Source organism: Rhizobacter sp. (assembly GCF_032229685.1).
GTDB lineage: Bacteria > Pseudomonadota > Gammaproteobacteria > Burkholderiales > Burkholderiaceae_C > LMDS01.
This window is the reverse complement of record NZ_JAVTWP010000003.1, coordinates 352,105-370,348: the sequence shown is the minus strand read 5'-3', so window position 1 is coordinate 370,348 and position 18,244 is coordinate 352,105. Positions and strand designations below refer to the sequence as shown.

General features: G+C 66.8%; 17 protein-coding genes. 9 read left to right on the top strand and 8 right to left on the bottom strand.

What is annotated here, in order from left to right; genetic code table 11:
• Positions 1–18 precede the first annotated feature (18 nt).
• Positions 19–1,080 carry a pirin family protein gene (locus tag AC30PD_RS02690; protein WP_489534088.1) on the top strand — a complete coding sequence of 354 codons (1,062 nt, stop codon included), beginning with the start codon at positions 19–21 and terminating at the stop codon, positions 1,078–1,080.
• 18 nt (positions 1,081–1,098) lie between these two features.
• Here the strand turns inward: AC30PD_RS02690 and AC30PD_RS02685 are convergent, their stop codons facing one another.
• The gene (locus tag AC30PD_RS02685) at positions 1,099–2,046 is read right to left on the bottom strand and encodes a tripartite tricarboxylate transporter substrate binding protein (protein ID WP_489534087.1); all 948 of its coding nucleotides are present in this window, start codon (positions 2,044–2,046) and stop codon (positions 1,099–1,101) included.
• Between the two features lie 91 nt (positions 2,047–2,137).
• Positions 2,138–3,022, bottom strand: coding sequence for a fumarylacetoacetate hydrolase family protein (locus tag AC30PD_RS02680; protein ID WP_489534086.1), 885 nt, complete (start codon positions 3,020–3,022; stop codon positions 2,138–2,140).
• Between the two features lie 121 nt (positions 3,023–3,143).
• Here AC30PD_RS02680 and AC30PD_RS02675 point away from each other — a divergent pair, with 121 nt between their 5' ends.
• The 5 genes from AC30PD_RS02675 (at position 3,144) to AC30PD_RS02655 (ending at position 6,516) form a co-directional block, all read left to right on the top strand.
• Positions 3,144–3,815: a FadR/GntR family transcriptional regulator gene (locus AC30PD_RS02675; protein WP_489534085.1), complete on the top strand. Its 672-nt coding sequence runs from the start codon at positions 3,144–3,146 to the stop codon at positions 3,813–3,815.
• A 181-nt stretch (positions 3,816–3,996) separates the two neighbouring features.
• On the top strand, positions 3,997–4,992 hold the full coding sequence (locus AC30PD_RS02670; protein WP_489534084.1) for a tripartite tricarboxylate transporter substrate binding protein: 996 nt from the start codon (positions 3,997–3,999) through the stop codon (positions 4,990–4,992).
• Between the two features lie 8 nt (positions 4,993–5,000).
• A complete protein-coding gene (locus AC30PD_RS02665; RefSeq protein WP_489534083.1) occupies positions 5,001–5,390 on the top strand; it encodes a molybdate ABC transporter substrate-binding protein in 390 nt (129 codons plus the stop codon).
• The gene (locus tag AC30PD_RS02660) at positions 5,390–5,701 is read left to right on the top strand and encodes a hypothetical protein (protein WP_489534082.1); all 312 of its coding nucleotides are present in this window, start codon (positions 5,390–5,392) and stop codon (positions 5,699–5,701) included. Before AC30PD_RS02665 ends, AC30PD_RS02660 begins: the two co-directional genes overlap by 1 nt.
• Positions 5,702–5,730: 29 nt before the next feature.
• Positions 5,731–6,516, top strand: coding sequence for a fumarylacetoacetate hydrolase family protein (locus AC30PD_RS02655; protein WP_489534081.1), 786 nt, complete (start codon positions 5,731–5,733; stop codon positions 6,514–6,516).
• An 18-nt stretch (positions 6,517–6,534) separates the two neighbouring features.
• On the opposite strand, the gene AC30PD_RS02650 is transcribed toward AC30PD_RS02655, so the two are convergent.
• The 3 genes from AC30PD_RS02650 to glgC all read right to left on the bottom strand — a co-directional run bounded on the left by AC30PD_RS02650 (position 6,535) and on the right by glgC (position 9,636).
• Positions 6,535–6,783, bottom strand: a complete 249-nt coding sequence (locus AC30PD_RS02650; RefSeq protein WP_489534080.1) for a hypothetical protein — start codon at positions 6,781–6,783, stop codon at positions 6,535–6,537.
• Positions 6,784–6,901: 118 nt separating this feature from the next.
• Complete coding sequence (gene glgA, locus AC30PD_RS02645; RefSeq protein ID WP_489534079.1) at positions 6,902–8,362, bottom strand: glycogen synthase GlgA; 1,461 nt, start codon at positions 8,360–8,362, stop codon at positions 6,902–6,904.
• A complete protein-coding gene (glgC, locus tag AC30PD_RS02640) occupies positions 8,359–9,636 on the bottom strand; it encodes a glucose-1-phosphate adenylyltransferase (protein WP_489534078.1) in 1,278 nt (425 codons plus the stop codon). Before glgC ends, glgA begins: the two co-directional genes overlap by 4 nt.
• Before the next feature lie 235 nt (positions 9,637–9,871).
• Between glgC and AC30PD_RS02635 the strand changes: the two genes are divergently transcribed.
• The 3 genes from AC30PD_RS02635 to malQ are packed head-to-tail and all read left to right on the top strand — an operon-like array spanning position 9,872 to position 15,973.
• Positions 9,872–12,316 (top strand): glycogen/starch/alpha-glucan phosphorylase, encoded by a 2,445-nt coding sequence (locus AC30PD_RS02635; RefSeq protein WP_489534077.1) that lies wholly within the window; start codon positions 9,872–9,874, stop codon positions 12,314–12,316.
• 4 nt (positions 12,317–12,320) lie between these two features.
• A complete protein-coding gene (gene glgX, locus AC30PD_RS02630) occupies positions 12,321–14,441 on the top strand; it encodes a glycogen debranching protein GlgX (RefSeq protein ID WP_489534076.1) in 2,121 nt (706 codons plus the stop codon).
• Positions 14,442–14,452: 11 nt separating this feature from the next.
• The gene (malQ, locus tag AC30PD_RS02625; protein WP_489534075.1) at positions 14,453–15,973 is read left to right on the top strand and encodes a 4-alpha-glucanotransferase; all 1,521 of its coding nucleotides are present in this window, start codon (positions 14,453–14,455) and stop codon (positions 15,971–15,973) included.
• A gap of 73 nt (positions 15,974–16,046) precedes the next feature.
• Here malQ and AC30PD_RS02620 read toward each other — a convergent pair whose 3' ends face one another.
• The 3 genes from AC30PD_RS02620 to AC30PD_RS02610 form a co-directional block, all read right to left on the bottom strand.
• A complete protein-coding gene (locus AC30PD_RS02620; RefSeq protein WP_489534074.1) occupies positions 16,047–17,189 on the bottom strand; it encodes a branched-chain amino acid ABC transporter substrate-binding protein in 1,143 nt (380 codons plus the stop codon).
• Between the two features lie 236 nt (positions 17,190–17,425).
• Positions 17,426–17,806: a DUF2486 family protein gene (locus AC30PD_RS02615; RefSeq protein WP_489534073.1), complete on the bottom strand. Its 381-nt coding sequence runs from the start codon at positions 17,804–17,806 to the stop codon at positions 17,426–17,428.
• On the bottom strand, positions 17,803–18,234 hold the full coding sequence (locus AC30PD_RS02610; protein WP_489534072.1) for a DNA polymerase III subunit chi: 432 nt from the start codon (positions 18,232–18,234) through the stop codon (positions 17,803–17,805). Before AC30PD_RS02610 ends, AC30PD_RS02615 begins: the two co-directional genes overlap by 4 nt.
• Positions 18,235–18,244: the final 10 nt, after the last annotated feature.

The window sequence follows — 18,244 nt, the reverse complement described above, 5'->3', positions numbered from 1 at the left end:
GCTGCGGCAACACCCAAGATGAGCACCGACCACGCCGTCATCCAGGCCAGAGCGCTCGGCTTTCCCTGGGAAACGATCGACCCCTTCCTCTTCTGCGTCTACCACGACGACCGCTACCCGAAAGGCAACGCGCAACTCGGCCCTGACGCTTCACTCGCAGGCCGCGACATGGGGCAAGACTTCGCCGGCCGAGACGGCTGGCGCATGTACCACGGCCTCACCGTGCCAGGCTTTCCGTCGCACCCACACCGCGGCTTCGAGACCGTGACGATCGTGCGCAAGGGTTTGATCGACCATTCCGACTCGCTCGGTGCCACCGCGCGCTTCGGCGGCGGCGACGTGCAATGGCTCACCGCCGGCCGCGGCATCGTGCATGCCGAAATGTTCCCGTTGCTCGACAAGACCGGGCCCAACCCGCTGGAGCTGTTCCAGATCTGGCTCAACCTGCCCGCACGCAGCAAGATGGCCGAGCCGCACTTCACGATGTTCTGGTCGGAGCGCATCCCGCACCACGTGGCGACCGACGCCGACGGCCGGCGCACCGAAGTCGCGTGCATCGCCGGCCGCCTGGGTGTGGCCGACGCGGCCGAGCCGCTCGCGCCGCCGCCCGATTCATGGGCCTCGCAGCCTGACGCCGACCTGGCGATCTGGACGCTGAAGATGGCGCCCGGTGCACGCTGGAAGCTGCCCGCCGCGGCGGGTGAAAACACGCGCCGCATGCTCTATTTCTTCAAGGGCGCGAGCGTGTCGATCGACGCGCAGGTGGCCGACCAGCATGCGGCGATCGAACTGCGTGCCACGCGGGAAGTCGAGCTCGTCAACGGTGGCGAGCCGAGCGAATTCCTGCTGCTGCAAGGCCGCCCCATCGGCGAGCCGGTGGCGCAGTACGGCCCGTTCGTGATGAACACGCAGGCCGAGTTGCAGCAGGCTTTCGACGACTACCGCCGCACCGAATTCGGCGGCTGGCCCTGGCCCGACAACGCACCGGTGCATGGAGCCGAACGTGTGCGATTTGCAAAGCACGCAGACGGCCGCATCGAAACGCTGGCCAACCCGACAGCGCCGGTGGGTCCGGCTTGAGTCACGCGCGCAGCGCGCTCACTCGACCTTGCCGATCTTCTGCACCGCTTCGGTCATCACACTGGCGTCCAGATCCCAGTAGGTCTGGAATTCCGGCGCGTCGAGGTACTCGATCGGGCTGCCGGCTTTCTGGATCACCTGCCGCACCGCCGGGTCGGCAGCGACGATGGCCGCCGCGGCACGAAGGCGCTGCACCACCGCATCGGGTGTCTGGCTCGGCACGAACAGGGCGGACCATTGCGCGAACTTCACCGGATAGCCCGCTTGTGTCAGGCTCGGCACTCCGGGCAATGCGGCCAGCGGGCCGCCGCCCCAATGCGCGAGTGCGCGGAGTTTGCCGGCCTGGATTTGCTGCACCACCGTCGACGGGCCGCTCGCGATCGCATCGACCTGCCCCGCCAGCAGCGCCACGATCGCAGGCCCTGCCCCGGTGTACGGAATGTGCGTCATGCGAAAGCCGGCCGAGGCCTTGAGCATCTCCATCGGCACGTGCATGGTCCCGTAGTTGCCTGAGCTGCCGTAGTTGTAGGTGCCAGGCTTGCGCCGCGCATCGGCGATGAATTCGGCCAGCGTGCGCCAGGGTGCATCGGCGCGCACGACCAGGACGGTCGGGTCGGCGGTGAAACGTGCGATCGGCCTGAACTGGTTCAGCTGGAAGGCGGCCTTGCGCTCGAGCAGCTTGTCGGCCGCGGGCAGGATGGAAATCGACGACAGGCTCAGCAGCAGCGTGTAGCCATCGCCCGCCGCGCGCGCAGCCTGACCGATGCCCAGCGCACCGCCAGCACCGACCTTGTTCTCGACCACGACCGTCTGCCTGAGTTCACGCGACAGCGCCTCGGCCACTGGCCGCGCCACCGTGTCGGCCACGCCACCGGGCGGGAACGGCACGATCATCGTGATCGGGCGATCGGGGTACGTGGCTTGCGCTTGCGCCGTGCCGGCGGCGGTCACCAGAATCAGAATCAAAGTCAGCGCAGCTGCAACCGCTGTGTGGCACCGTTTCATGCAGACGTCTCCTGGCGCGAAATTGCGCTCGATGTGGGGCCAACGGCAGGCTTCAGGCGAAACGGTTCTCGATCGCCCCGATGCCGTCGATCTCGATGCGCACCACGTCACCGTGTTTCAGGAACCTCGGTGGTTTCATGCCCATCCCCACCCCGGCTGGCGTGCCGGTGGCGATCACGTCGCCAGGCAGCAGCGTGATGCCACGCGAGCAGGTTTCGACGAGGGTCGGAATATCGAAGATCAGGTCGGCGGTCAGGGCGTCCTGGCGCAGTTCGCCGTTGACCCAGCAGCGCAGGCGCGTGCGCGACGCGTCGAAGCGGTCGGCGGTCACGATCCACGGGCCCATCGGGCAGAAGGTGTCGAAGCTCTTGCCCAGGTCCCACTGCTGGTGACGCATCTGCACGTCGCGCGCCGTCACGTCGTTGACGATGGTGTAGCCGAACACATGGCCGAGTGCATCCGCGCGGCTGATGTTGCGCCCGCCCTTGCCGATCACGATCGCCAGTTCTGCTTCGTAGTCGATCTGCGTCGAGACCGCCTCACCCGGCATCTGCACGTCGTCACGCGGGCCGATCACGCTTTCGGGCACCTTGGTAAACACGATCGGCCACGCCTGCGGGTCGGCAGCGTTGTCGCGGAACACCGAGGCCTGCAGTTCCCTCGCGTGCGCGTGGTAATTGCGGCCGACGCAGAACAGGTTGCGGCGCGGCTGGGGCAGCGGCGCGAGCAGCGAGACGTTCTCCAAAGCGATCATTTCGCCGGTGGTGCCGGCCACGGCTCTGCCAGCGGCTGCCGCTTCGATCAACGCTTGTGCGCCACGCTGTGCAAGCGCGGCTTCCAGTTCGAGCGGGCGGATCGATTTGCCGTCGACAGAGACGAGCCCGACTTCGATGGCGGCGGCCTCGAGGCCATTTCTTCGGTAGGTGGCGATGCGCAAGAAAGGTCTCCAGATCAAGTCGACCAAATGTTACCAATCGACGTTTCGTCGAACAACCGTGAAACCCCGAAAGCGGCCTTGGTACGATGCGAGCCTGTCGACACGCCATGCCCGTCTGCCCATGGACAGTGCTCTTGCCCTTCGCGACTCGATCCTAGAAAACCTGCAGTCCCGCACCTGGCGGGCCGGGCATCGCATTCCGACCGAACGTGAGCTGAGCGACCAGTTCGGCCTGAGCCGCTCGGCCGTCCGACGGGTGCTCGCCGACATGAAGGACAAGCGCCTGATCACCCAGACCGTGGGCAGCGGCACCTACGTGAGCCAGCAGGTCAACGAAGCACTGGCCACAGCGGCCCACAACGCCGGGGCCTTGCCCACCAGCCCGGCCGAACTGATGAGCGCGCGCTTCGTGCTCGAGCCGGCGATCGTCGCCATGGTGGTCGGCAACGCCACTTCGCTCGACTTCGCAAGGATGAACGAGTGCTGCGACAAGGGCGAAGCGGCGCGCAGCATCGATCAATTCGAACTCTGGGACGGCCTGTTGCACGAGGCCATTGCCGACGCCGCACACAACACGTTCATTTCGAAGATCTTCCGGCTGATGAACCAGGTGCGTGCGCAAGGCGAATGGGGTGCGCTGAAACGCAAGAGCGCGTCACCCGAGCGGCGTCTCGAATACCAGCAAGAGCACCGCGCGCTCGTCAGCGCACTTCAAGACCGCGACGGTGCACGCGCCACCGAACTCTGCCTGGCGCACCTGGGCCACGTGCGCCGCAACCTGCTCGGCTACTGAGGCCTCGAGGGTTGCCGCAGCGGGGACAAACCCGCTGTCACGTTGACCGCCGCCGGGCCGCTCGCTATGCTGGGTTCAGCTCGGCCGCAGCGCAACCAATGTGAACCATTCCTTGACCTTTCGGGATGTGCGCGAGGCCCTCCCGCCGTCACCTCGGCGGTTCGCAAGCCTGGAGAAACACTTGATCCCGACCCCCTTGCATAGCGCGCTTCGCCGCGCAGCGACCGCCGCGCTTGGCGCCACGCTGCTGGCGCTGAGCCCGCTCGGTGCGCACGCGCAGGACTACCCTGCGCGACCGATCCGCATCATCGTGCCCTTCGCACCGGGCGGTTCAGCCGACGTGTTCGGCAGGGTGGTCGCGCAGCGCTTGCAAGAGTCGATGGGGCAGAACGTGATCGTCGACAACCGGCCCGGTGCCGGCTCGGTGATCGGCACCGATGCGGTAGCCAAGAGCGCACCAGACGGCTACACGCTGCTGCTGATGTCGAACACGCACACGGTCAACGAGTCGTTGATACCGAACAAGCCGTTCCAGCTGATGCGCGATTTCGTGCCGATCGCGCCGATCAACTATTCCGACTTGGTGCTCGTCGCCAAGGCCGGCGCTCCGTTCAGCACGCTCGGCGATCTGATCAAGGTGGCGAAGGCCAAGCCGGGCGGCATGTCTTACGCGTCGTCGGGCCCGGGCACGCCGTACCACATGGCCGGTGAACTGTTCAAGGCCATGGCTGGCATCTCGATCGTGCACATCCCTTACAAGGGCAGTGCCGGCGCCCGCACCGACGTGCTCGGAGGCCAGCTCGAAATGATGTTCGACGCGATCCCGACGATGACCGAGCACATCAAGTCCGGCAAGGTCAAAGCCATCGCCACCACCGGCAAGGCGCGCGCCCCTTCCCTGCCCGACGTGCCGACGATGTCCGAGGCCGGTGTGCCCGGCTATGAAGCCACGATCTGGCTCGGGCTGATGGCACCAAAGGGCACGCCGCCAGCGGTGGTCACCAAGCTCAACGCCGAGCTGACGAAGATCACCTCGAACCCGGAGCTGCGACGCGCCTGGGGCGCGCAAGGAAGCACGCCGATGGCGATGGGTGTCGACGAGTTCACCCGCTACATGAACGATGACATCACGAAGTGGGCCCGCATCGTGAAAATTTCGGGCGCCAAGCCCGAGTAGGCTCGGCCGTGAAACACACGCTGGAACTGCTCTGCGCCGGTGCGGCAAAGGGTCTTGTGAACGCCCTGCAGGAGCGCTTTCTCGCCGACACCGGCGCCACCATCAATGCTCGTTTCGGCGCGGTCGGGGCGATCAGGGAACTTCTGCTTTCAGGCGAACCGTGCGACGTGATGGTGGCCACCCACGCGATGATCGACTCGCTCGCCGCTGAGGGCCAAATGCTGGCAGACACGCGTCGAGCGCTCGGGCGCGTGCGCACGGGCCTCGCGGTGCGCAGCGGCGAGCCGCGGCCCGATGTCTCGAGCCCCGAAGCGTTGAAAGCTGCGCTGCTCACTGCCGACGCGATCTTTTTCCCGACCCGGTGCGTGCGACCGCCGGGATCCATTTCGCCAACGTGATGCGCGCGCTTGGCGTCCACGACGAGCTGCAGCCGCGCTTTCGCAACTTCCCGAATGGCGCGACCTCGATGCGCGAGTTGGCCGCCACGAGCGCGCCACGGCAGATCGGCTGCACGCAGATCACCGAGATCAACTACACCGAAGGCATCGATCTGCTCGGCGCGCTGCCCGACCGTTTCGAGCTCGCCACGGTGTACACCGCGGCAACGAATGTGCGTGCTGCGCAAGCCGAACTGGCATCACGTTTCATCGCATTGCTCGCGGGGCCGGATTCGCTGGCCCTGCGCCAGGCCGGCGGATTCGAGTTCTGAGTTGTGTGCAACGCCACCGGAGACCTGTCATGGACCGTCGTTTGATTCTGAAAAACACCAGCGCCGCACTCGGCGGCGCGCTCGCCGCCGGTTGTGCATCGGTCGCCGCCGACGGCGCAGTGCGCAGCCCCTTCAAGGTGGCGGCGGTGACCTTGCCGATCGTCGGTTCGACCGAGGTCTTTCCGGTGCGCCGCATCTACTGCATCGGCCGCAACTACGCCGCGCACGCACGCGAGATGGGCTCCGATCCGACGCGCGAGCCGCCGTTCTTCTTTCAGAAACCGACCGACGCGGTTCAGTTCGTTGCCCCCGGCACCGTGGGCAATCACCCTTACCCGTCGCTCACGAAGAACTACCACTACGAGATCGAGCTGGTTGCCGCTCTGAAATCAGGCGGTACCAACATTTCGACCGCCGACGCGTTGCAGCACGTCTATGGCTACGCGATCGGGCTCGACATGACGCGCCGCGACCTGCAACGTGGCATGGGTGACCAGAAAAAACCCTGGGAGATCGGCAAGAGCTTCGACATGTCGGCGCCGATCGGGCCGATCCATCCACTCGCCATGACGCAGCACTTCACCAAAGGCCGCATCACGCTCACGGTGAACGGCCAGACCAAGCAGGACGCCGACCTGAGCTTCATGATCTGGAGCGTGGCCGAACAGATCAGCCAGCTGAGCCAGGCCTTCGAACTGAAGGCCGGCGACATCATCTACTCCGGCACCCCGGAAAACGTGGGCCCGGTTGTCAAGGGTGACTTGCTGGTGGGCCGGATTGACGGGCTGCCGGAGTTGTCGATTCGCATCGTCTGAGCGCGCCCGCAGCGGCGCTTAGCCGCGCAGGTATTGCGCCAGCCAATACAGGCCGACCACGCCGAGGCTGACGATCAGGCTACTCATCACGAGCAGGAAGCCAATGCCTTTGGCCTTGGGCTTGCGCCTCGATTCGGGCACGGCGTAGTAGCCCGACAGTGCCGAATAGCCCGTGGACTGGGCGAACTCGCTGGGGCGTTGTTCGCTGGGTTCGGAATCCCAGCCGAACAGCTGTGTTTCCTTGAAATCGCGGCGTTTTGTAGTCATGCCGCCATTGTCGCGACGAGTAACAACTTGTTGCAGCCCGCGATTGCGGGGGAAAACCGCGCGCTTCAAAACGGGTTGTGACGGATTCACGCCACGAGCGTGTCCTGCAAGACACAAATCAGGCGTGCGAGTTGCCCACGCTGCTCTTGTACAAGGCGAGGTACTGCGCAGCGGCGCCTTGCCATGAAAAGTCTTGTGCCATGGCCTGCTGCATCAGGCCTTGCCACAGCGGCCTGCGCGTGAAGGCGGCCTCGGCGCGCTGCAAGGCGGCGTCGAGCGCGGCCGGCGTGGCGGCGTCGAAGACAAAGCCGGTGGCGCGGCCCGCGGCAACCGCTTCTTCGCTGGCGTCGACCACCGTGTCGGCCAGCCCGCCGACTCGCCGCACCACCGGCAAGGTGCCGTAGCGCAACCCGTACAACTGCGTCAGCCCGCAGGGTTCGAAGCGCGAAGGCACCACGATCGCGTCGCTGCCCGCGATCAGCCGGTGCGCAAAAGCCTCGTCGTAGCCGATGCGCACGCCCACCTGGCGTGGGTGCGCTTGTGCCGCCGCGAGAAACGCCGCTTCGAGTGCGGGCTCGCCGGTACCTTGAAGCACGAACTGCGCGCCGCGCTGCAGCAGCGCCGGCAGCGCCGCGAGCATCAGGTCGAGGCCTTTTTGCGACGTGAGCCGGCTGACCACGCCGAAGAGCATCTCGTCGGCCTGAACCTGCAAACCGAGTTCGCGTTGCAGGCCCGATTTGCAGCGCGCCTTGCCGGCCGGCTCGCGTGCCGAATAACGCTGCGCGAGGCCACTGTCGGTGGCCGGGTCCCAGACCGTACCGTCGACACCGTTCAGCACGCCGCTCACGTCGGCACCGCGCCCGCGCACCACGCCGTCGAGCCCGAAACCGAACTCGTGCGTCGCGATCTCGCGCGCATAGGTGGGGCTGACCGTGGTGATGCGGCGCGCGAACTTCAGCCCGGCCTTCATGAACGAGAGCTGGCCGTGGTATTCGAGCCCGGTCGACGCCATGAAGCGTGAAGGCAGGCCGAGCAGGTTGAAGTCCCCGCTCGGGAACAGGCCCTGGTACGCGAGGTTGTGGACCGTGAACACCGTGGCCGCGCGCGTGGGCGAGTGCGCCGCCACGTAGGCGCAGGCCATCGCAGCGTGCCAGTCGTGCGCGTGCAGCAACTCGGGCACCCAGTCGGCGTCGAGTTCACCGGCCGCCAGGTGCGCCGCCACCCAGCCGAGCAAGGCAAAACGCTGCACGTTGTCGGGCCACTCGTGGCCGGCGCTGTCCTGGTAGGGGCTGCCTTCGCGGCGGTAGAGGTAAGGCGCGTCGATCACGTAGACCGGCACGTGGCTGTAGGGCATGCGCCCGAGCCGCAGCGTGACGCGCGCGGCGCCGAAAGCCGGGCCGATCTGGCACACGGCCTTCTGGTGCAACACCGCGTCGGCGATCGCCGGCAGGCCCGGCAGCAGCAGGCGCACGTCGGCGCCCTGCCCGATCAGCGCTTGCGGCAACGCACCCAGCACATCGGCCAGGCCGCCGGTCTTGACGAGGGGGAAGATTTCGGCGGCAACGTGCAGCGCCCTCATTGCCCTGCGTTGGCAATGGCGTCGAGCATGCCGCGCGTGACGAGCGTGATGCCGTTTTCGGAACGGTAGAAACGCTGTGCGTCGAGTGCCGCGTCTTCGCCGATCACCATGCCGTCGGGGATCACGCAGCCACGGTCGATCACCGCGCGCGTCACGCGTGCACCCCGGCCGATCTGCGACTCGGGAAGCAAGACCGACCAGTTCACGCTCGAAAACGAGTGCACCCGCACGCTCGAGAACAGCACCGAGCGGTCGACGCTGCCCGACACGATGCAACCGCCCGAGACGAGCGACTCGACCGCCACACCGCGGCGCTCGCCCTGGTTGTGCACGAACTTGGCAGGCGGCAGCTGCGCCTGATGCGTCCAGATCGGCCAGCGCGTGTCGTAGAGGTTCAGCAACGGGTCGGTGGCGGTGAGGTCGATGTTGGCGTCCCAGTACGCGTCGATGGTTCCCACGTCGCGCCAGTACGGCTCTTCGTTCATGCGCGTGCCGACCGCGCTCAGGTGGAACGGGTGCGCCGCCGCCTTGCCGTTCTTCACGGCGCGCGGAATGATGTCTTTGCCGAAGTCGTGCGTCGAGTCCGGGTCGTGAATGTCGCGCTCGAGTTCCTTGTAGAGGTAGCGCGCGTTGAAGATGTAGATGCCCATGCTGGCGAGCGAACGGGTCGGGTCGCCCGGCATCGGCGGCGGGTCGGCCGGCTTTTCGACGAACTCGGTGATCATGTGCTTGGAGTCGACAGCCATCACCCCGAAGGCCGTGGCCTCGGCGCGCGGCACGGCGATGCAGCCGACCGTGCAGTCCTTGCCCTTGGCCACGTGGTCGGCCAGCATCAGCGCGTAGTTCATCTTGTAGATGTGGTCACCGGCGAGCACGACGATGTAGTCGGCGCCGTAACTCGCGAGGATGTCCTGGTTCTGGTACACGGCGTCGGCCGTGCCGCGGTACCAGCTTTCGTCGTCGGTGCGCTGCTGCGCCGGCAGCAGGTCGACGAACTCGTTCATCTCGGTCTTCAGGAAACCCCAGCCGCGCTGCACATGGCGCAGCAGGCTGTGCGACTTGTACTGCGTGATCACGCCGATGCGGCGGATGCCGGAGTTCAGGCAGTTCGACAGCGCGAAGTCGACGATCCGGAACTTGCCGCCGAAATACACCGCCGGCTTGGCGCGGCTGTCGGTCAAATTCTTCAGGCGGCTGCCGCGCCCACCGGCCAGCACCAGCGCCACGGTGCGTTTGGGCAGGTCCAGACTGAGCGCGAGTTCGTCGGGGGTCATGGTGTGTCTCCGTTCTGGCGGCAATGTTCTGTGGCTCGAATCTACAGCCAGTGTGGCCGCATTTGCACCCGTGCAACAAGCGATATCAACCCGAAGGGCCGGCCGCCTCAACCCGGCGGGCGTGGGCGCAAAAATTGCGTGACCCCGAGTTACCGATGCGGTACCCGATGCGACACTCTTGACCGCGTGCCCTGCCCCACGGCGGGCACCCCCGACCTGCAAGGAAGATGGCGTGATGGCAAATTCGAAACTCTCCACCAGCGACGTCGCCAGCGGCGTCGAAGACCAGTTGCTCAGCACCGTCGGCGTGGCGCCGGCCGACGCCAGCGCCACCGACCTGATGCAGGCCGTCTCGCAGGTGGCACGCCGCCAGCTCTCGCAGCGCTGGGTCGCCACGCAGGCCGAACAGCGCGCCGCCAAGGCGCGCCGGGTCTACTACTTCTCGATGGAGTTCCTGATGGGGCGCACGCTCTCGAACGCGCTCGCCGCGCTCGACATGCGCGGCGACGCGGCCGCGGCGATGACCGCCCACGCGCAGAAGTTCGAAGACGTGGCCGACTGCGAGCCCGATGCCGCCCTCGGCAACGGCGGCCTGGGCCGCCTGGCCGCGTGTTTTCTCGACTCGATGGCGACGCTGGGCCTGCCCTCGTTCGGCTACGGCATCCGCTACGAATACGGCATGTTCGCGCAGGAGATCCAGGCCGGCTCGCAGGTCGAATACCCCGACCCGTGGCTCGCCGACGGCACCGCCTGGGAATGGCCGCGCGCCGCCATCACCTACCCGGTGCGCTTCGGTGGCTGGGTCGAACACACCGTGGGCACCGACGGCCAGCCGCGCGCGGTGTGGCGCGCTGCCGCCGAAGTGGCCGCCAAGGCCTGCGACATGGTGATTCCCGGCCACGGCACCCAGCGTGTGAGCACGCTGCGCCTGTGGAAGGCCGTGGCGCCGGCGCACATCGACCTGAACGCCTTCAACACCGGCGACTACGCGCGCGCCGCCAGCGTGAAGAACGAATACGAGAACATCTCGTGGGTGCTGTACCCCAACGACAGCACACCGGCAGGCCGCGAGCTGCGGCTGCGCCAGGAATACTTCTTCGTCGCCGCCTCCATGCAGGACCTGATCGCGCGCCATCTCGAAGAGAACCCGTCGCTCGCGAACCTGGCCGACAAGGTGGCGATCCACCTCAACGACACGCACCCCGCCATCGGCGTGGCCGAGCTGATGCGGCTGCTGTGCGACGAACACGGCATCGCCTGGGCCCCGGCCTGGGCGCTGTGCACGAAGGTGTTCTCGTACACCAACCACACGCTGATGCCCGAAGCGCTCGAAACCTGGCCGGTCGGTCTGATGCAGCACGTGCTGCCGCGCCACCTGGAGATCATCTTCCGCATCAACCAGGAGCTGATGGACCTGGCCGCCAGGCACCGCCCGGGCGACATCGCTTTCATGTCGAGCCTGTCGTTGATCGACGAGCGCGGCGAGCGCCGCGTGCGCATGGCCAACCTCTCGATCGTGGGCAGCCACAAGGTCAACGGCGTGTCGGCACTGCATTCCGACCTGCTGGTGCAGACGATCTTCAAGGACTTCGCGAGCCTGTGGCCGGAGCGTTTCACGAACATGACCAACGGCGTCACGCCGCGGCGCTGGCTGGCGCAGGCCAACCCGGGGCTGTCGGACTTGCTCGACCGCACGGTGGGCAGTGGCTGGCGGCTCGACCTCGACCAGTTGAAGGGCCTGCACGAACACAAGGGCAACGCCACGTTCCGCGACGAATTCATGGCCGTGAAACGCGCCAACAAGGCGCGTCTGGCTGCCCTGATCGAGCGCAAGACCGGCGTGGTCGTGAACCCGGCGAGCCTGTTCGACGTGCAGGTCAAGCGCATCCACGAATACAAGCGCCAGCTGCTGAACGTGCTGCACGTGGTCACGCGGTACCAGGCGATCCTGGCGAACCCGAACGCCGACTGGGTGCCGCGCACGGTCATCTTCGCCGGCAAGGCGGCTTCGAGCTACGCCACCGCCAAGTCGATCATCCGGCTGATCCACGACGTGGGGGCCGTCATCAACACCGACCCGCGCGTCGGCGACAAGTTGAAGCTCGTGTTCATTCCGAACTACGGCGTCTCGGTGGCCGAGACCATCATGCCCGGCGCCGACCTGTCGGAGCAGATTTCTACCGCCGGCACCGAAGCTTCGGGCACCGGCAACATGAAACTCGCGCTGAACGGCGCGCTCACCATCGGCACCGACGATGGCGCCAACATCGAGATCCGCCAGAACGTGGGCGACGACAACATCTTCATCTTCGGCCTCAAGACACCCGAGGTGCTGGCGCTCAGGCAGAGCGGTTACCAGCCGATGCGCTATTACGAAAACACGCCGGCGCTCAAGGCCGTGCTCGACGCCATCGCCGGCGGCGCGTATTCGCCCGACGAGCCGGGCCGCTACCGCGGGCTCGTGGATTCGCTGCTCTGGGGCGGCGACCACTACCTGCTGCTGGCCGACTACGAGAGTTACGTGGCCACGCAGTCGCGCGTCGACGAGCTCTACCGCCAGCCGGCAGCCTGGGCCCAGCGTGCCATCGCCAATGTGGCCGGCATGGGCGTGTTCTCGTCCGACCGCACGATCGGCGAATACGCGAGCCAGATCTGGGGCATCGAGCCGGAGCGCCGCTGAGCCGATGACCGTTCAGAGCCTGCCACGAACCGAGCCCGGAGCCGCCTCGGCGCTGCACATCTCGCCCGGCCGCGCCTGGCCGCTAGGCGCCCATTGGGACGGGCTCGGTGTCAACTTCGCCGTGTTCTCGGCGCACGCCCAGGCCGTCGACCTGTGCTTGTACGACGAGAGCGGTGCGACCGAGATCGCGCGCTTGCGGCTGCCCGCGCACAGCGGCAACGTCTGGCACGGTTTCGTCGCCGGCCTGAAGCGCGGGCAGGTCTACGGCCTGCGCGCGCACGGGCCGTGGCGGCCCGACAAGGGCCACCGCTTCAACCCCCACAAGCTGCTGCTCGACCCTTACGCGCGCGAGATCGTCGGCCGTTTCGAATGGGGCGACGAACACTTCGCCGCCGACCGCGAACACCCGCGCCAGATGGACATGCGCGACAACGGCGCGAACGCGCTGAAGGCGCGTGTGGTGCACGACAGTTTCGACTGGGGTGACGACCAGGCGCCGCACACGGCGCTGGCCGACATGGTCGTCTACGAACTGCACGTGAAGGGCTTCTCGCAGCTCAACCCGGCCGTTCCGCCGGAACTGCGAGGCACCTACGCGGGCCTGGGCCACGAGGCGTCGACCGCTCACCTGCAGCGCCTGGGCGTCACTGCGCTCAGCGTGCTGCCGGTGCACCACCACATCGACGAAGAGCGGCTCGTGAAGATGGGCCTCACGAACTACTGGGGCTACAACACCATCGGCTACTTCAGCCCCGACCCGCGTTTCGGCTCAGCGGGCAACGGCCTGGCGCTGCGCGACGAGTTTCGCCACATGGTCAAGGCGCTTCACAAGGCCGGGATCGAGGTCTTGCTCGACGTGGTCTACAACCACACGGCCGAAGGTGACAGCATCGGCCCCTGCATCAGCTTTCAGGGCCTGGACAATGCCAGCTACTACCGGCTGCAAACGGGCGCGCCGTTCACACACGAGAACCACACCGGTTGTGGCAACACCGTCGACATCCGCCAGTCGCGCGTGCTGCAACTGGTGATGGACAGCCTGCGCTACTGGGTCACCGAGATGCACGTCGACGGCTTTCGTTTCGACCTGGCCACCACGCTGGGCCGCGGTGACCACGGCTTCGACCGGCAGGCCGCGTTCTTCACGGCCGTGGCGCAAGACCCGGTGCTCTCGCGCGTGAAGATGATCGCCGAGCCCTGGGACATCGGCCCCGGTGGTTACCAAGTGGGTGGCTTTCCGAACGGCTGGCCAGAATGGAACGACAAGTTCCGCGACACCATGCGCAGCTTCTGGCTGCGCCACCCGGCCACGCGCGGCGGCTTCGCGCAGCGGCTGTGCGCGTCGTCCGACGTGTACCAGCCGCGTCACCGCGCGCCGGCCGAATCGGTCAACTACGTGGTCTCGCACGACGGCTTCACGCTGCGCGACCTGGTGACCTATCAAGACAAGCGCAACCTCGCCAACGGCGAAGACAACCGCGACGGCACCGGCAACAACCTCGGCTTCAACGGCGGCGTCGAAGGCGAAAGCGACGACGCCGAAGTCAACGTCCTGCGCGCGCGCCTGCAACGCGCGCTGTTGGCCACGACCCTGCTCGCCCAGGGCACACCGATGCTCAGCGCCGGAGACGAACTCGGCCACACGCAGGGTGGCAACAACAACCCGTATTGCCACGACAGCGCAGTCACCTGGATCGACTGGTCGCGCGCCGACACCGACCTGATCGAATTCACGCGCAGCGTGATCGCGCTGCGGCGCGCCGCCCTGCCCTTCGGCAACCGCTGGTACAGCGGCCTCACCGACCCGCGCGGCCTGCACGACCTGGCCTGGCTCGGCGCCGATGGCCAGCCCTTGCACGGCGAAGCCTGGAACGGCGCCGCCAGCCGCGTGCTCGGCTGCCTGATCGGCGAACCCGGCCGGGCGCGCGCGCCGCTGCTGATCCTGGTGAACGCCGATGCGCACGACCACGACTTTCCGCTGCCCTCGGGCGTGTGGGAGGTGCTGCTCGACACCACCCACCCGCGCGGCGCCGGTTCCTGGCACGGCCAGGGCGGCGTGAACATCCTGCTGAAGGCAAGCAGCCTGCTGGTGCTGGCCGTTGCCGGCTCCGGCATACGGCTTTGAGGATGCAGACGATGCGATTCCCCCGTGCCAGCGGCGTGTTGCTGCACCCCACCTCCCTGCCCGGCCCCCATGGTTGCGGCGACTTCGGCCCGGGCGCCTATCACTTCGTCGACTGGCTGGTGAGTGCCGGCCAGAAGCTCTGGCAGATCCTGCCGCTCGGCGGCATCGGCCCCGGCAATTCGCCCTACATGAGCAGCTCGGCCTTCGCCGGCAACGTGTTGCTGATCGACCTGGGCGAGTTGCAACAGCGCGGCTGGCTCGGCGCCGACGATCTGCACGCCGAGGCAGGCTTCGACGACACGCGGGTCAACTACGGTGCGGTGATCCCGTTCCGCATGCAGCGGCTGTCACGCGCCGCAGCCGCCTTCGCGCGAACGGCGACCGATGCCGAACGCGAAGACCTCGCCGGCTTTCGTGCCGCGCAGGCCAGTTGGCTCGGCGACTACACCCTCTTCATGGCGCTGTGCGAAGCGCAGGCCTCGGGCGACTGGTGCGCCTGGCCGGCCGCGCTGGCGCAGCGCGACCCGGCCGCGCTCGCCGACGCGCGTGTGCTGCATGCGGAGCGCATCGAGTTCTGGGCGTTCTGCCAGTGGAGTTTCTTTCGCCAGTGGTCGGCACTCAAGGCTTACACGAACCAGCGTGGCATCGAGATCATCGGCGACGCGCCGATCTTCATTGCGCACCAAAGCGCCGAAGTGTGGGCGCGGCAAGACCTGTTCGAGCTCGACGCCTCGGGCCGCCCCACGGTCGTGGCCGGCGTGCCGCCCGACGCTTTCAGCGACACCGGGCAGCACTGGGGCAACCCGCTGTACCGCTGGAGCGCGCACAAGGCCGAGGCCTTCGCGTGGTGGGTCGAACGCATCCGCCGCACCTTCGAACTCGTCGACATCGTGCGCATCGATCACTTCCGCGGCTTCGCCGCCTATTGGGAAATCAAGGCCGGCGAAACCACCGCCGTCAACGGCCGCTGGGTCAACGGCCCCGGCGCCGCCTTGTTCAAGGCCATCGCACGCGACCTGGGCCCGCTGCCCATCATTGCCGAAGACCTCGGTGTCATCACGCCCGACGTGGTGGCGCTGCGCAAGCGTTTCCACCTGCCGGGCATGCGCATCCTGCAGTTCGCGTTCGGGGGCGGCAACGACAACCTCTACCTGCCGCACAACCACGAGACCGACTCGGCGGTCTACACCGGCACGCACGACAACAACACGACGCTGGGTTGGTGGCAGAGCGCGTCGCACGCCGAACGACAACACGTGCTCGCCTACCTCGGGCTCGACGGCCAGCACGACGCCTCGGCGCAGATCCACTGGCACCTCATCCGCTTGGCCTGCGCGAGCGTGGCCGACACCGCCGTGCACCCGATGCAGGACGTGCTCGGCCTCGGCCACGAGAGCCGCATGAACTTCCCGGGCCAGGGCGAAGGCTGGTGGGTCTGGCGCTTCGACTGGAGGCAGGTCACGCCGGAGCACGCGAAACGCCTGGCTGACATGAGCCGGCTCTATCGGCGCGACGGCACGCTGACCGGGTGAAGCCGTTCCCTTTGAAGCGGCCAAAAAAGAGGGCGCCCGAAGGCGCCCTGTTCTTTCGCAGCGAAGCTGCGGTTTAACGAACCACGGCGATCTGGTCGCGCTTTTCACCCTTGTAGGTGTACAGCGTGAGGGCGCCGTTCTTCACGTCGCCCTTTTCGTCGAACGAGATCGTGCCGGTCACGCCCTTGTAGCCTTCGGTCTTGGCCAGCACCGGCAGGTAGACCTTCGGGTCGGCCGAGCCGGCCTTGACCATCGCGGCGACCATCACGTTCAGCGCGTCGTACACGTACGGCGAGTAGACCTGCACGTCGATGCCGAACTTGGCCTTGTAGCGCTTGTAGAAGTCTTCCATGCCGGCCTTCTGGGTGCCTTCGACACCACCGGCTTCGGCGCAGACCACCTGGCCGTCGGCCATCGCGCCAGCAGACAGCTTGGGCAGTTCGCCCGAGCAGATGCCGTCGCCGCCCATGAACTTGGCATTGATGCCGAGTTGCTTCATCTGGCGAATCATCGGGCCGGCCACGGCGTCCATGCCGCCGAAGAAGATCACGTCGGGCTTGGCGGCCTTGATGGCAGTCAGGATGGCGGTGAAGTCGGTGGCCTTGTCGGTCGTGAACTGGGTGGCTGCGATCGCGCCGCCCGATGCCTTGACAGCCTTCGAGAACTCTTCGGCCACGCCCTGGCCATAGGCCGTGCGGTCGTCGATCACGGCGATCGACTTGCCCTTGAGTTCCTTGACCGCGTAGCGGCCCAGGGTGCCACCGAGGTGCACGTCATCGGCCACCACGCGGAACGTGGTCTTGTAGCCTTGACGGGTGAACTTCGGGTTGGTGGCCGACGGCGAGATCTGCGGAATGCCGGCGTCGCTGTAGATCTTGGACGCGGGGATCGAGGTGCCCGAGTTCAGGTGGCCGATCACGCCGTTGACCTTGGAGTCGGCCAGCTTCTGCGCCACGGCGGTGCCTTGTTTCGGATCGCCTGCATCGTCTTCAGGAACGAGCTCGAGCTTGGCCTTCTTGCCACCGATCATCACGCCCTTGGCGTTCAACTCGTCGATGGCCATGCGGGCACCGTTTTCGTTGTCCTTGCCGAGGTGAGCGATGCCACCGCTGGTGGGAGCCACCGAGCCGATCTTGACGACCATGTCCTGCGCGTAAGCGCTGGCGCCGAGCATCACCACGGCTGCGGCAACGATCGTATTGAGTCTGACTTGCATGCAATAACCTCCGGATAGGAATAATCGATGTAGAAAATTGAACGGTTGAGTCTTGTCAACGCGCGAGACGATACCGCAAAACAGAACTGCCTCTGCATAGTGAATGCACGGGTCGCATGACAGGCCCTCTACAGGGTTTCCACGGGCACGAACATCAAAACGGAGCGGCGGTTCGCCTTGGCAACCGGAGCTCTTCTGGAGCGCCGGCGGCCGCGGGTGAAACCACAACGCGTGAGTCAACGACCGCGATGACGCGCGAGTTCCTGAGCCACCGCGCGGGCCACGATCTCACGCAAGGTCGATGCCAGCTCGGCACGCGTCTCGCGCACCAGGTTGTCGGCGGCGCGCTGCAACAAGGGCGTGAGCGCCTCACGCAGCCGCACCTCGATCATCAGGTCGATCTGGTGCTGCAGATCGGCCAGCACACGCTGGCTCAGCTGCTCTTCCGACAACACCGACGCGACCGGCGCCGCGGCCGGCGACATCACCATCGATTCGTCGAACCCCGCGTTGGGCTGCGGGTTGTGGGCGGGGGGTGCCTGGGTCGCGTCGGGCCAGTCGACGACCTCGGTGAGCGTGGGCACCGTCTGCGGCGAGAGCGGGCCGAACTGGCTCATGAACCCACCTCGTGGCGCACGATGTTGTAGCCCCGGCTCGCGTAGTGCTTCCAGCGCAGGCGCGCCGCGGCGCGTTCGTCTTCGTCGGTAGAAACGATCTCGATCAGGCGCGCGAAACTCTCGAAGCCCGCTGGTGGTTCATGCCCCAGATTGAGCAGCACGTCGTGGTGCACTGCCGCAGCGCTGTCTTCGAGCAGCCAGACCGGCGTGTCACGCAGGCGCTCGGGCGCTGGCTGGCCGCTGCGCAGCAGGGCATGGGGAACGAATTCCAGCGGGTCGAAGGTCCAGAGTGCCCGGTCGAGGCCGCCGAGCAGTTCGCCCGGCCCCGTCACCACCACCTTCGCCCCCTGACGCGTTGCCTTGCGCAGCAGGCGGCAGGTGTAGTCGGTGCGCTCGGGCACATTGAAATGGAAGCTGACTTCCGTCATGCCGGCAGGC